Here is a 13,993-nt window from a genome sequence, read left to right on the forward strand (position 1 = left end):
CGAACGGCTGCGCGGGAGCATCACCCATTTTTGACGACGAACCAGGAGAGCCCATGAACAACCGAACCGTCATCTACCCGGCCAGGATCGTGCGGACCATGGACCCTTCGCGGCCCGTGGCCACGGCGTTCGCCGTGCGGGACGGGCTCATCCGCGCCGTCGGAACCGTCGAGGAGCTCAGCGTCTATCCGCATGCCGTGATCGACGAACGCTACGCAGAGGCGGTCATCGTTCCGGGGTTCGTCGAGGCGCATGCCCATGCCGGCTCCGGCGGCATGTGGGACGGCCAGGTCTATGTCGGCTACTTCGACCGCACCGACCCCGACGGGAACCACTGGCCCGGATGCACCAGCACCGGGGCGATCCTGGAACGCCTGCGCGAGGCCGAGTCCGCCCTCGAGGACCCGCTGGAACCGCTGCGGGCCTGGGGGATGGACAACATCTACTTCCCCGAGTCCAGCATCCTGGTCCGCGAACTCGACACCGTCTCCGGCGCCCGGCCGATCCAGGTCAACCACGCCAACGGGCATGTGGCCGTCGTCAATTCCGCGGTGCTCCGCATGGCCGGAATCGACGCCTCCACCGTCACCAAGGGGGTGGAAAAGTACGCCGACGGCACGCCGAACGGCGAACTGCGCGAATTCGCGGCCATGGGACTCGTCCACGAACTCTTCGGCGGCGGGCTGCTCTCGCTCTCGCCGCGCACCCTGAGGAACTTTGCGCAGGACGCGGTGAACCAGGGCGTCACCACCATCACCGACCTCGGCTCCATGGGGCTGCTCACCGAGGAGGGGCGGGCAACCTACACCGACACCGTGGACGAGGACTTCCCGGTCCGGCTGAACGTCTTCCAGTTCGGCATGGGCCTGGGCACCGGCTCGCTTCCCGAGGCGACAGCCCAGGCGCTGGCCGCGGTGAAGCAGCTGGGCCACTCGAAGCTGCGCTTCGGGAACGTCAAGCTCATGCTGGACGGCTCGATTCAGGGCTTCACCGCGCGGCTGCTTGCCCCCGGATACCTGGGCGACCAGCCCAACGGCATCTGGAACACCACGCCCGAGGAATTCGAGGCGGCCTTTGCCGCGTTCCACCGGGCCGGCCTGCTCATCCATGTGCACTGCAACGGCGACCAAGCCAGCGATCTCTTCCTGGACACGCTCGAATCGGTGCTCACCAAGTACCCGCGGCCGGACCACCGGCACACCATGACCCACTCCCAGCTCACCACCCAGGCGCAGTACCGCCGCGCCGCCGCCCTGGGCGCCTGCGCGAACATCTTCTCCAACCACCTTTGGTACTGGGGAGACCAGCACGCCGACAGGATCCTGGGCTGGGACCGCGCCTCGCGGATGAACGCGACCCGCTCCGCGCTCAACGCCGGGGTGCCGATCTCGCTGCATTGCGACACCCCGGTCACCGAACTCAGTCCGCTGAAAACGATGAAGCATGCCATCACCAGGCTGACCCCGTCGGGGCGGATCCTTGGCGAGCTCGAGCGCCTCGACGTGGAGGAGGCACTGCATGCGGTGACCCTGGGCGCTGCGTACATGCTGAAGATGGACGGCGAGGTCGGGTCGATTGAAGCCGGCAAGCGGGCGGATGTGGCAATTCTGGACCAAGACCCCTACGAAACGGCGCCGGAGGAGATCGGCACGATCCGCGTGCTGGGCACCATGCTCGGCGGCCGCCACCAGAATGCCAAGAGCGGCGCCCTGGCATCGGCGGACTGATGTCCGTACCCCTGACCATCGTCGGCGGCTACCTGGGAGCCGGAAAGACCACGCTCATCAACGACCTGCTCGCCCAGACCGGCCAAAGGATCGCTGTCGTCGTCAACGACTTCGGCGAGGTGAACATCGACGCCAAGCTCATTCGTTCGGCGGACGGGGACACCATCGAGCTGGTCAACGGGTGCATCTGCTGCAGCCTGAGTGACGGGCTGGGGGAGCTGTTGCCGAGGCTGGCGCGCCGGGACGACATCGACGCGGTGGTGGTCGAGGTCAGCGGCGTGGGTGAACCGGGCAAGCTTGCCGGCTGGATGGGGTACCCGGGATTCAGCGCCGGGGGAGTTCTGGTCTGCGCCGATGCCGGCGCCTTGGGCAGGCTCGCCGGGGACCGCTATGTCGGGGACACCGTCACCGCGCAGCTCAAGGTGGCCGACCTGGTCTTGCTCATCAAGGGCGATGCGGCAAGCCCCGCGCAGTCGGCCGCGGCACGCCAGGTGCTTGAAGAGACCAATCCCGGTGCCGCCGTTTTGCCCACCCGACGCGGCCCCGGGCGCTGGGAAGAGATCAACGTTGCGCTGGCCTGCGCGCTCGAATCCCGACGCGGGATCGGCGGCGGCCACCGAGCGTCCGAGGGCCAAGGTCCGTCCGCGGGGCTCCCCGCCGCCGAGGCGCTGCACCGCAGCGCCCGGTTGCACGGAAGCGCCCCGATCGACCGGGCCAGCCTGCTGCGGTCGCTGGAAGCCGTCGTGCCACTGCTCGTCCGGGCCAAGGGGATCGTGCGACTGGACTCGGCACCGGAGCAGGCCACGGTGCTGCAGCTGAGCTCGTCCGGCATCGAGCTCGTCCCCGGCGGCCCGTGGGATGCCGGGGACGAGTCGGAACTCGTGCTCATTGCCGCGGGCGCGGATGCCGAGGAAGACCTGGCCCGGGCGGCGGCCGCGCTGGCCCCGTGGTTTGAACCCCCGGTGCCGACGGAGCCCCTCGGCACCTAGCTGTACCGACCGGAGAGGTTGGTTGGGTGGCTCACTCGCCACGACCGTGTACCGGTCTGGCGTTCGCTGGGGGTTCTCCAACTTCGTGGATGGTGTGGCCGCTGCAGGCCGCCTTGGTTACGGTGGCCTGCTCGATGCGCGACACGGTAAACCATCGCATTGCGTCGCGCATTCGGCACCATCCAATCAAGTACCACTGGCCGTTCGTGGAGGCGAACAGCACGGGCTCGACGTCACGGGTGGTCGTGGTCCCGTCTCTCGATGTGTATCGAATGCGGATGACGCGCTGCTCGGCCATCGCCTCCTCCAGTGCCGACTTGATCGCGCGCGAGGACGAGGGAAGCGCGTTGACCCACACACGGCGGGCCAGCTCGTCGGCTCTTGCTCGGGTTCTGGGATCGAGGACGTCCAGGATCTTCTGGATACCGGCTGCGGCCAGATCGGCGTAGGGGGCATCAGGCGCAGCGGACACGGCCGCCATGAGCGCCACAGCCTGCGCCGGAGACAAGCTGACGGGTGGCATGGACGCGCCGATAGCCAACCCGTAGCCACCACCCGGACCTGGGCGCGACCACAGGGGCGCACCGCTGTTCTCCAGCGCATCGAGGTCTCTCTTGATGGTCCGCACGGACACCTCGAACTTACTCGCCAACCGTTCGGCGGAGACCCCCCGCGCGCCGCTGCGGCGCAACATCTCTGATAGGGCATGGAGCCGTTCTGCTCGCTTCACTGCTCAGACCCAGGCAAATTCATGACACAAATAGTGACACACTATTGTCCGTGGGGCCTGCGAGAGTTGTGACATGACAACCACTGTGAGCAGTCCGACCATCATTCTCATCGCCGGCCACTGGCTGGGCGCTTGGGCCTGGGATGAAGTTCTTGAACACCTGAAAACCGACCACCCTCGTGCCATCGCGATGACACTGCCCGGTCTCGACGCGCACGATCCTGAGCGTGCGACTAAAACCCTCGACGCCCAGGTTGAAGCAATCCTGGGCGTCATTACTCAACACGGTAATCAGCCTGCAATTCTCGTCGCCCACAGTGGGGCTAACGCTCCCGTCAGCCTCGTCATGGACCGATACCCTGAGCTTGTCCACCGGGTAGTGTGGGTCGACTCCGGCCCTGTGGCGACGGGAACTGTCTTCGCCCCAGACCTCCCGGAGGAATTGGAGGAGCTTCCGCTGCCGCCCTTCGACGTCCTTGCACAGCAGGCGAGCCTCGAAGGCCTGAGCGCAGAGGTCCTCGAGCGGTTTCGGGCCCGAGCCGTCCCTGAGCCCGGCCCCGTGCTTCGTCAGCCCATCGAGCTCACCAACGACGCCCGCCGCAAGGTCCGGACGACCTTGGTCTGTTGCTCAATCCCTAGTGCGCAGGTGCTAGAGCTGGCCCAATCCGGTCATCCCATGTTCGCCGAAGTCGCGAACCTTGAACACCTCGACGTCATTGACCTCCCGACGGGCCATTGGCCTATGTGGAGCAGCCCCCGCGACCTCGCCAAGGCCATTCGGTCAGAGGCTTCTCGAACCAACTGAACTGCACGCTCAACCTGAAGGGGTCGGCCGAATCCGGCTGGCCCCTTTCCGTCTCCGAGGGAACTCATGACCCACCCAAACGCTGCTCTCACACCGCTCCACCGGCTAAAGGTCGCCCGCCTCGCCGTCGATGATGGTTGGCCGATCAGCGGAGTTGCCGCCCGATTCCAGGTCTTGTGGCCCACGGTCAAGAGATGGTCGAGCGGTACCGAGTGGGCCAGTCGATGCGTTGTGGGGAGCTACGTGGCCGGCTGCACTACTACAACCATCGCCGACCCCACGCCGCATGCGGAGGCCAGCCGCCCTTTTTCACGATTGATCAACGCGTCCGATCAGTACGCCTAGCCGAAGCCACACCCAACGAAACCGCGCCCGCATCCGCGGGCGCCCTGTTCCAGGAAAGGAACGGGCGGCCGTGGATGCAGGCGTGGCGAACGTTGATGCGTGGTGCGGTGGTTAGCTGATGCCGATGGCTCCGGTCACCACGCCCACGGTGAGCATGACCAGCGAGACGACCAGCGCGCGCCAGAGAACCTTCTTGTGGTGCTCGCCCAGATCGACCTTGGCCAGCGAAACCAGCAGCAGGATGGCCGGGACCAGCGGGGACTGCATGTGGACCGGCTGGCCGGTGATCGACGCGCGGGCCATGTCCACGGCCGGGATGCCGTAGTGGGCGCCGGCCTCGGTGAGCACCGGCAAGATGCCGAAGTAGAACGCGTCGTTGCTCATGAAGAACGTGGCAGGGATGGAGATCAGGCCGGTGAGGACCGCCAGCATCGGGCCCATCGAGGCGGGGATGACGTCGACCAGCCAGGCGCTCATGGCCTCGACCATGCCGGTGCCGGAGAGCACCCCGGTGAGCACGGCGGCGGCAAGCACCATGGACACCACGGCGATGACCGAGGACGCGTGGGAGGCGATCATCTTGGCCTGGTCGGAGATCTTCGGGAAGTTCACCAGCAGGGCCACGGCGGTGCCGACCATGAACAGGTAGGACAGCGGGACCAGGTCCAGGATCAGCAGCACCATGATGGTCACGGTCATCGCCAGGTTGAAGATGAACAGCTTGGGGCGCAGGGTCTCGCGGTTCGGGTCCAGCACGGTGCCGTTCATGGTGGCGGTTTCGGTGCCGTCGCCCAGCACGGCAACCTGCTCCATCAGCGCGGTGCCGCGGCCGCCGACGGTCGGGGTGCCGTTTGCGATGCGCGATGCCGGGGACTTGGGAGTGCCGCCGGAGATGTTCAGGGTGGAGCCGACGCCCCAGCGCAGCGGATCCTCGCGCTGCAGGCGCTTGCGCTCGGCAATGCCCATGGCCCAGGCGAAGGCGAAGACCGCGACGAGGCCGGCACCCAGCGCCGGAAGCATCGGGACGAAAACCTCGGAGGCGTCGACGTGCAGCGCGGCGGCGGCGCGGGCGGTCGGGCCGCCCCACGGGACGATGTTCAGCGTGCCGTTGGTCAGGCCGGCCACACAGGTCAGCACCACCGGGCTCATGCCCAGGCGCTGGTAGATCGGCAGCAAGGCCGCGGTGACCACGATGAACGTGGTCGACCCGTCGCCGTCCAGGGAGATCAGGCCGGTGAGCAGCGCGGTGCCGATGACGACCTTGGCCGGGTCGTTGCCGACCAGCTTCAGGATGCCGTCGACCAGCTTGTCGAACAGGCCCACGTCGATCATGATGCCGAAGTACATGATGGCGAACATGAGCAGCGCCGCGGTTCCGGACATCGACTTCACCGCGTCCATCACCATGTCGCCGATGCCGAGGCCGGCCCCGGCGAAGAGTCCGAAGATGGTTGGCACGATGATCAGCGCCAGCAACGGGGTCATGCGCTTGGTCATGATGAGCGCCATGAAGGTGGCGACCATCAGGAACCCGAGTGCTACCAGCATGGGGATCTCCTTAGGGTGAAGTGTTGGTGGGAGCCATGCCGGGTGCAGTGCTGCGAACGGTGACAGGCTGTGACCCACAACGCTACGTGTGCCAGATCACGTTGGTTCTGTTGTGCGCACAAAGCGGTCTTCTTCCCCTAAAAACCTTTTTGCTCATAAAACTCACCACTGGTTCTAGACTTGGTGCATGTCCCCAGCAACAAAGCCGGGCCGCGGTTTTGCCGCCCGCATCATGACCCTGCAGTTCGCGGTGCTCGGCCTGCTGATCGCGGTGGTCACGATCGCAACGATCGTCGTGAGCTACAACAGGGTGTTCGAGCGGGCGGAGAACGCCTCGCTGGCCATCGCCCGCACCGTCGCGGCAAGCGGGCAGGTGCGCGAGGAGGTCGCCCGCTACTCGGCGCTGGAGACCCTCGACCTCAACGAACTGCGCACCGGGCCGCTGCAGCAACTCGCCGACGACGTGCGCGGCCGCGCCGGGGCGGACTTCGTGGCGATCCTCGAGGACCGCGGGCTGCGCCTGGCCCACCCGAACCCCGATGAAATCGGCAAGCCGGCGTCGACCGACCCGGTGGCGCTGCGGGGCGTCGAGACCGTCTTGCGTGAACGCGGCTCGCTGGGCGACTCGGTGCGCGCCAAGGTCCCGGTCTACGCCCCCGGTTCCGGCCTGGTCGTCGGCCAGGTCACGGTGGGGGTGGTCACCGACTCGCTGACCGGCGCGCTCTTGTCCTCCGTCTCCTGGATCCTGCTCTTTGCCGCGCTGGCCGCCGCAGCGGCGATCGTTGCCGGCCGGGTGACGGTGCGCCGACTCAAGGCCCAGACCCTGGGACTGGAACCTGCGGAAATGGCGCAACTGCTCCGGGACCAGGACGCGGTGCTCTACGGCGTGGAGGACGGGGTGATCGGCATCGGCACCGACGGGCGCATCAGCGTGCGCAACAAGGCGGCCCGCCTCATGCTGGACCTTCCGCACCGCCACGAGTCCGCGGACATCGTGGGCCAGCCCTACGCCGAGGCCGGATTGCCGCCGGCATTGGTCCGTGCCATCGACGCGGGGGAGCCCGGCACACTCCGCCTGGAAACCGACAAGTCGGCGCTGGTGGCCACCGTGCACTCGGTGCTCCGCGAAAACCGCGACCTGGGCAAGGTGGTGCTGCTGCGCGATGTCACCACCATCGAAACCCTTGGTTCCCGGCTGGACGCCGTGGAAACCATGGCCGGCGCGCTGCGCGCCCAGCGCCACGAGTTCGCCAACCGGCTGCACACCATTTCCGGCCTGCTGCGCAACGGCAACACCGCGGAGGCCCAGGAGTACCTGGGCGAGGTGATCGAATCGGGCCCGGTGCGCGAACCCGTGCAGAACCTCGAGGCTGTCAACGACACCTACCTGCGGGCGTTCCTCGGCGCCAAGGGGGTCAGCGCCCACGAACGCGGCGTGGTGCTGCGCGTCGGCGAGGAGAGCGCGCTGTACGGGAAACTCAACGATGCACAGGATGCCACCGCCGTGCTGGGAAACCTCATCGACAACGCGCTGGGCGCCGCGGTGGAGGGACCCGCCCCGCGCTGGGTGGAGGTCGACCTGCTCGGCGAGGGAAACACCCTGCACATCGCGGTTGCCGACTCGGGCGCGGGGGTGCCGGCCGGGATCGACGTCTTTGCCGAGGGCGTGAGCACCAGGCCCGGCACCCCGGACCAGGAGCACGGCCACGGCGTGGGCCTGCCGCTGATCCGCCGGCTGGCCAGGACCCGCGGCGGCGATGTCTGGATCGCCGACCCGGGCGGAACGCACCCGGCCGACGGTGGCCAACCACTCTCCGGGGACGCCGCCCCGACCACCGGCGCGGTGTTTGCCGCCCGCCTGCCCGGGGTGCTCACCCCCGAATCCACGACCACCGAAAGGCCATGATCCCCATGAACCAGACCAACGACCTGCGGGTCCTGGTGGTTGACGACGACTTCAGGGTCGCGGCCCTGCACGCCAGCTATGTGGACGAGGTCCCGGGTTTCACCGCACTGCCGCCGGTCCACGATGCCCGCATGGTTCCCCGCGCCGTGGCCGAGGAGAAGCCCGACCTGCTGCTCCTGGATGTCTACCTGCCGCAGGGCTCGGGCCTGGACCTGCTGGCGACGCTGGACGTCGACGCGTTCGTGCTGTCCGCGGCCACCGAGGTCGACGCCGTGCGCACCGCCATCCGGCGCGGCGCACTGGGCTACCTGGTCAAGCCGTTCGACCCCAAGCTGCTGGCCGCACGGCTGCGCTCCTACGCCCGCTACCGCAGGCAACTGGAATCGGCGACCGTGCTGGACCAAGGGGCGATCGACCGGGCGCAACGCACCCTGCTGGCCGGGGACGACGCGGGAACCGCCGCGCCGACACCCACCGAACAGGCGGTGCTTGCCGCGGTGGCCGCCACCGGCGAGCCGGCAACCGTCATGCAGGTGGCCTCCGCCGTGGGCATTTCCCGGGCCACGGCCCAGCGCTACCTGGCGACGCTGGTCCAGGCGGGCTCGCTGCGCCTGGAACTGACCTACGGCAGCCGCGGGCGGCCCGAACACCGCTACCTCGTCCAGGGCTAGATCCTCCGGACGGGCCCCGGACCAGGGCCCGGGGCGGGGTGTCAGTTTGCGGAGGGCTGGTCCACCAGCAGGGGCAGCGCGTCGTTCCACGCGGAAATGCCGCAGCCGTTTTTCAGGTCGAATTCCCGGCCCACGGCCTTGCCGTCAACGGTTCCGGTGACGCTTGCGGTGGCCGGACCGCCGTACTGCTCGGTGCACATCTGGTTGGCCGGCGCTGGATCAAGGATCTGCGGGTGCTTGGCCAGCAGCTCGCAGGCCTCGGCCGCGCGCGGGTGCTTGCTGGCTTCCAGCGCCGTCGCCCCCGCGCACTGCAGGGAGTATTCGGCACTGGTTGTCTTGCCGTCGGCGCGGATGACGATGTCCAGGTCGACGGTGGCGACCTGGCCGGTCGGAGGGGCGGAGGTCTGGGTGGCCGGCGGAGTGGACGATTGGCCGGGGCCGCCGTTTCCGCCGCAACCGGCCAACAGCACCAGGGCAGCGAACAGCGTTGCCGCGACGGGGATCCGCATGCGGGGACTCATTCTGGTTTCTCGCTCTCCTGAGGTCACCGGGACGTTGGGCCCCGTGTACCCAGTCTGTTACAGGGGCAGTGCCTGGGCAAGGGCCAGCAGCCTGAGCCGCAACTCCTGCGCCCGTTCCGCGAACTCCTTCTGCCGGCGCACGTACTCGGCCTTGCCCGCGGGGGTCTCGATGCGGATCGGCTCGTGCTCCCATTCCAGGAGGTCGTACGGGGAGGCCTGCATGTCCATGGTGCGGATGTCCCACGCGAGCTCGAAGCAATCCATCACCAGCTCGCTCGGCACCGCCGGGGTCAGCTTGTACGCCCACTTGTACAGGTCCATGTTGGCGTGCAGGCAGCCGGGCTGTTCCAGGTTGCGCTGGGTCTCGCGGGTCGGCTGCAACTCGTTGCGCGGCACGGCCTCGGGGGTGTAGAAGCGGAACGCATCGAAGTGCGTGCAGCGGATCTTGTGTTCCTCCACCACCGCATCGGTGCCCCCGGCGCCCAGTCGCAGCGGCAGGTATTCGTGCCGGATGCCGTTCTGTTCGGACTTGTAGGCCATGGCCCACTCGTGCAGGCCGAAGCAGGCAAAGTTCCCGGGACGCTGCACGGTGCCGGCAAGGATGATCCGCGCAAACCGGATCGCCTCCAGGCGCGCCTCGGCAAACGCCTCGACGTCGACGGTGTACCCGCGCTCGCCGCTGCCCTCGTCGAGCACCTCGCGGTAGAACTTCCACCCGGCACGCTCCCGCGCCGGCTCGCCGCCGAGCACCACGCCTGGACCCGGGTGCCAGCGGTAGAGCTGCCCGGGCTTCTGCGTGTAGTAGGTGAAGAGGAAGTCCTCGATGGGGTGCTTCTCGCGCTTCATGCGCCGCGCGGTGAACGGTTCCCCGAATCGCTTGGAACGTTCCGCGTGGGCGGTCGCCAAGGGCAGCCACTGCTCTTCGGACAGCCAAGCCAAGGTGGGGGAATGCATCCTCCCATTATCGCCGGGCGGGACCCAAAGCCTTAAATGCAGTGGTCGGCGGCTTGCGAACCATGGGTCCACAAGCCGCCGACCACTGCGGCGATCCCGGTCGGCCTAGCGGCCGGTGCCGCCGTACACGGTTGCCTCGTCGTCGGAGTCCAGGTCGAATGCCGCGTGGATGGCGCGCACCGCGGCGTCCAGCTTGTTGGCATCGGTGACGATGGAGATGCGGATTTCCGAGGTGGAGATCATGTCGACGTTAACGCCGGCCTGGTGCAGGGCCTCGAAGAAGGTGTAGGAAACGCCCGGGTTCGAGCGCATGCCGGCGCCGATCAGCGACAGCTTGCCGACGTTCTCGTTGTAGGAGATGTCCTCGAAGCCGATGTCTTCCTGTGCGCCGCGCAGGGCATCCAGCGCGTCCTTGCCGTCGACCATGGGCAGCGTGAAGGAAATGTCGGTGCGCCCCGAGCCGGAGGTCGAGACGTTCTGCACGATCATGTCGATGTTGGCATGGGCGCCGGCGATCACACCGAAAATCTGGGCCGCCTTGCCCGGAATGTCCGGAACGCCAACAATGGTGACCTTTGCTTCGGAGCGGTCGTGGGCGACACCGGAGATGATGGGCTGTTCCAAGGGTTCTCCTTCTTGAATCTTGATCTGGTCGTCGGGGCTGGGCAGGACCCAGGTTCCTTCGTTGCTGCTGAAGGATGAGCGTACATGCAATGGAACCCCAAAGCGGCGTGCATATTCAACGCAACGCAGGTGCAGGATCTTGGCGCCGGAGGCCGCCATCTCCAACATTTCCTCGCTGGAAATCGTGTCGATCTTGCGGGCGGTCGACACCACGCGCGGATCCGCGGTGTAGATGCCGTCGACGTCCGTGTAGATTTCGCAGACATCGGCACCCAGCGCAGCGGCCAGCGCCACCGCGGTGGTGTCGGATCCGCCGCGGCCCATGGTGGTGACGTCGTTGGATTCCTTGTTCATGCCCTGGAAACCGGCGACGATCGCCACGTAGCCGCGGTCGATTGCGCGTCGCACCCGCTGCGGGGAAACCTCGATGACGCGGGCCTTGCCGTGGATGGAATCGGTCATCACGCCCGCCTGGGAGCCGGTGAACGATGCGGCCTTGGCGCCCAGTCCGTCGATGGCCATCGCCAGCAGGGCCATGGAAATGCGTTCCCCGGCGGAGAGCAGCATGTCCATTTCTCGTGCGGGGGCCTCGTCGGTCAGCTGGTTGGCAAGGTCGAGCAGCTCATCGGTGGTGTCACCCATGGCGGAGACGACGACGACGACTTCGTGGCCGGCGGACTTGGTGTCAATAATCCGACGGGCAACACGTTTGATGCCTTCGGCATCGGAAACGGACGATCCGCCGAATTTCTGGACAATCAGGCTCATGCGTCAGCACACTCCATGGTGGGGTTTCTCAAATCTGGGAAGAACGCCGCAAGGGCGGCATTGGATTCATTTTAGCCATTGTGGCGCACGGCCACGGCATTAGATGACCACGATGGGTCATATTCGACCAGCTCGCTGGTCTGATTGCTTGGTCGAATGTCGCGCGGGTCACCTTTTTGGCATCGCGGGGACCCGGCTGGAGCCAATACGTCAATTCGATAACGAAAACCCGTCAAACGGGACGTGACTGGGCCAAGTGCGTAGGGTTGGGGGCAATGTTCGCGTTTTGAATCGGGGAAGTAGCAGCCCATGGAATCCGAAGTCCCAAGTCCAGGCCGAGTGCTGGAACGCAAGAACGCCCGCGGAGGCGGCATCGTGGTCACGGGTCTGGCCCGCTCGTTCGGTTCGGTGCATGCCGTCGAGAACATCGATTTCCGGGCAATGCCCGGCGAGGTCACGGCGCTGATCGGCCCCAACGGGTCCGGCAAGACCACCCTCCTGCTGATGCTCGCTTCACTGCTGCGCCCCGACAGCGGTTCAATCTCCGTGGCCGGTCTTGGTCCGACAACGAACCCGCGCGAGGTGCGCGCGATGCTCGGCTGGATGCCGGACACCCTGGGCGTCTGGGAATCACTGACCGGCCGGGAAATCCTCACCACCGTTGCGGCGCTCTACGGCATGGACAAGAAGCGTGCTGCGGTGCGTGTCGCGGAATTGCTTGAACTGGTGAGCCTGGGCGACCTGGCCGACACCCCCGCCCGGGTGTTCTCGCGGGGCCAGGCGCAAAGGCTTTCGCTGGCCCGCGCGCTGATCAATGACCCCGCCGTGTTGCTGCTTGACGAACCGGCCAGCGGCCTGGACCCGGGAGCCCGGGTCCAGCTGAGGTTGTTGCTCAGGCAGCTGGCCGACAGCGGGAAGACCGTGGTGATCAGTTCCCACGTGTTGGCGGAGCTTGATGAAATGGCGGACGCCGCGGTGTTCATCTCCAAGGGGCACACCGTGCGCAGCCAAACCCTGGCAGAGGCCGGGGCCCAGACCCGCAGCTACACCATTGCAACGCTTGATGTCCCGGCGCTGCGCAAGCTCCTCGAGGAAAACCTGGTCGAGGCCTCCTACCAACAGGACTACGACTCGCCCCGGGGCAATGCCAAGACCCGACTCGCCGGAGAAGCGGAAGCGGCGGCACTGCTGAACGCGCTGGTCTCGGCCGGTGTTCCGGTCACCGCCTTCGCCCCGTCCTCCGGACTCCTTGAAGAGACCTACCTGAGCCTTGAGGAAGGATCGCCATGAGCGCCCCCGTCACGCAGCGCCCGCCCGAAACGTCCTCCACCCTGGGCTACCTTCCCGGGATCGGAACGATCTTCAAGCTGGAGATCCTCCAGCGCGTGAGAAGCCGCGGTTGGTTCATCATGCTCGCCATCTGGTTCCTGGTGATCGCCGGCGTCGTGGCCCTTGCGGCGGTCGCCGTCGGGTCCGAGGAATTCGGTGCCGGCCAGGTGATGTTCGAGCTGGTCATCGCGTTTGTCCTGTTCTTCGGAATGCTCATCGCCCCGGCCCTGAGCTCGAACTCCATCACCGGCGACCGGGCCAACGGCACCCTGGCCATCCTGCAAAACACCCTGCTCACGCCGGGGCAATTGCTGATCGGCAAGTGGCTTGCCGCGTGGGTCGCCTCCCTGGGGTTCCTGGTGGTGACGATTCCGCTGATCGGATGGGCCATGACCTACGGGGACGTGTACCTGCCCGGGGTTCCCGTGCTGTTGGGCATGCTGGCCCTGGAACTGGCCATTGTCTGCGCGATCGGCGTCGGGGTCTCGGCCGTGGCCAACCGGACCCTTTTCGCGGTGCTCATCTCCTACCTCTTGGTGGCCATGCTGGGCCTTGGCACGCTGATCGCCTACGGACTGAGCATGGAACTGGTCAAGACCGAGGTCATGGTGTCCGAACAAATCTGGCCCGACGAGTACATGAACGGCGACGGAACCCTCGAATGGGACCAGAACAACTACACCTGCGGGACGGCGCTCTACCAGCAAACGACCTACGCCACCGAGCGCAACACCTGGCTGCTGGCGGCCAACCCGTTTGTGGTGGTGGCCGACGCGGTGCCGCGCCCGGCTCCGGACCCGAGCAGCCAGTCCTTCGACACGATGGGACCGATGGGCGGAATCAGCGAGGGCGTGCGCATGTCGCAGGCCGGGCAGCTGAATTCCACCCCGTGCATCAACGGGGTCAAGAGTCCCGAACCGGCGCCCGCGAACGCGACGCCGTTGTGGCCGCTGGGCCTGGGCCTGCAGCTGCTGTTGGCCGGCGGGCTGCTGGCGGCCGGGCGGCGCAAGCTGCATACCCCTGCCGGGAAGCTGGCGTCGGGAACCCGCATCGCCTAGCTTCCCAAGGCCCGGGGC

Annotated in this window: 12 protein-coding genes and 1 pseudogene; 8 read left to right on the forward strand and 5 right to left on the reverse strand. The window is 67.1% G+C overall.

The window, feature by feature from the left end; all coding sequences use genetic code 11:
- Positions 1-53 precede the first annotated feature (53 nt).
- Positions 54-1,727: an amidohydrolase gene (locus ACIQLF_RS07970; RefSeq protein ID WP_400296558.1), complete on the forward strand. Its 1,674-nt coding sequence runs from the start codon at positions 54-56 to the stop codon at positions 1,725-1,727.
- Positions 1,727-2,716, forward strand: coding sequence for a CobW family GTP-binding protein (locus ACIQLF_RS07975; RefSeq protein ID WP_400296560.1), 990 nt, complete (start codon positions 1,727-1,729; stop codon positions 2,714-2,716). Before ACIQLF_RS07970 ends, ACIQLF_RS07975 begins: the two co-directional genes overlap by 1 nt.
- Positions 2,717-2,747: 31 nt before the next feature.
- On the opposite strand, the gene ACIQLF_RS07980 is transcribed toward ACIQLF_RS07975, so the two are convergent.
- Positions 2,748-3,446, reverse strand: coding sequence for a helix-turn-helix transcriptional regulator (locus ACIQLF_RS07980; protein WP_400296563.1), 699 nt, complete (start codon positions 3,444-3,446; stop codon positions 2,748-2,750).
- A gap of 73 nt (positions 3,447-3,519) precedes the next feature.
- Here ACIQLF_RS07980 and ACIQLF_RS07985 point away from each other — a divergent pair, with 73 nt between their 5' ends.
- Together ACIQLF_RS07985 and ACIQLF_RS07990 are read left to right on the forward strand one after the other, a co-directional pair.
- Positions 3,520-4,251, forward strand: a complete 732-nt coding sequence (locus tag ACIQLF_RS07985; RefSeq protein ID WP_400296566.1) for an alpha/beta fold hydrolase — start codon at positions 3,520-3,522, stop codon at positions 4,249-4,251.
- 66 nt (positions 4,252-4,317) lie between these two features.
- Positions 4,318-4,502, forward strand: a pseudogene (locus ACIQLF_RS07990) (helix-turn-helix domain-containing protein); the annotation flags it as partial.
- A 205-nt stretch (positions 4,503-4,707) separates the two neighbouring features.
- Here the strand turns inward: ACIQLF_RS07990 and ACIQLF_RS07995 are convergent.
- A complete protein-coding gene (locus ACIQLF_RS07995; protein ID WP_400296568.1) occupies positions 4,708-6,144 on the reverse strand; it encodes a CitMHS family transporter in 1,437 nt (478 codons plus the stop codon).
- Positions 6,145-6,331: 187 nt separating this feature from the next.
- On the opposite strand from ACIQLF_RS07995, the gene ACIQLF_RS08000 reads away from it, so the two are divergent.
- Both ACIQLF_RS08000 and ACIQLF_RS08005 read left to right on the forward strand, forming a co-directional pair.
- Complete coding sequence (locus tag ACIQLF_RS08000) at positions 6,332-8,050, forward strand: ATP-binding protein (protein WP_400296570.1); 1,719 nt, start codon at positions 6,332-6,334, stop codon at positions 8,048-8,050.
- Positions 8,051-8,055: 5 nt separating this feature from the next.
- Complete coding sequence (locus ACIQLF_RS08005) at positions 8,056-8,721, forward strand: response regulator (RefSeq protein ID WP_400296573.1); 666 nt, start codon at positions 8,056-8,058, stop codon at positions 8,719-8,721.
- Between the two features lie 41 nt (positions 8,722-8,762).
- Here the strand turns inward: ACIQLF_RS08005 and ACIQLF_RS08010 are convergent, their stop codons facing one another.
- From ACIQLF_RS08010 to ACIQLF_RS08020, 3 genes are all read right to left on the reverse strand, one after another.
- Positions 8,763-9,242: a hypothetical protein gene (locus ACIQLF_RS08010; protein WP_400296575.1), complete on the reverse strand. Its 480-nt coding sequence runs from the start codon at positions 9,240-9,242 to the stop codon at positions 8,763-8,765.
- A 57-nt stretch (positions 9,243-9,299) separates the two neighbouring features.
- On the reverse strand, positions 9,300-10,196 hold the full coding sequence (locus ACIQLF_RS08015) for a 3-methyladenine DNA glycosylase (RefSeq protein ID WP_400296578.1): 897 nt from the start codon (positions 10,194-10,196) through the stop codon (positions 9,300-9,302).
- Between the two features lie 105 nt (positions 10,197-10,301).
- Complete coding sequence (locus ACIQLF_RS08020; RefSeq protein ID WP_400296581.1) at positions 10,302-11,588, reverse strand: aspartate kinase; 1,287 nt, start codon at positions 11,586-11,588, stop codon at positions 10,302-10,304.
- Between the two features lie 309 nt (positions 11,589-11,897).
- Between ACIQLF_RS08020 and ACIQLF_RS08025 the strand changes: the two genes are divergently transcribed.
- The gene (locus tag ACIQLF_RS08025; RefSeq protein WP_400296583.1) at positions 11,898-12,878 is read left to right on the forward strand and encodes an ABC transporter ATP-binding protein; all 981 of its coding nucleotides are present in this window, start codon (positions 11,898-11,900) and stop codon (positions 12,876-12,878) included.
- Positions 12,875-13,975 carry an ABC transporter permease gene (locus ACIQLF_RS08030; RefSeq protein WP_400296586.1) on the forward strand — a complete coding sequence of 367 codons (1,101 nt, stop codon included), beginning with the start codon at positions 12,875-12,877 and terminating at the stop codon, positions 13,973-13,975. The genes ACIQLF_RS08025 and ACIQLF_RS08030 overlap by 4 nt, the downstream gene beginning before the upstream one ends.
- Positions 13,976-13,993 lie beyond the last annotated feature (18 nt).

It is taken from the genome of Paeniglutamicibacter sp. NPDC091659 (assembly GCF_044756805.1).
In the GTDB taxonomy this organism is placed as follows: domain Bacteria; phylum Actinomycetota; class Actinomycetes; order Actinomycetales; family Micrococcaceae; genus Paeniglutamicibacter.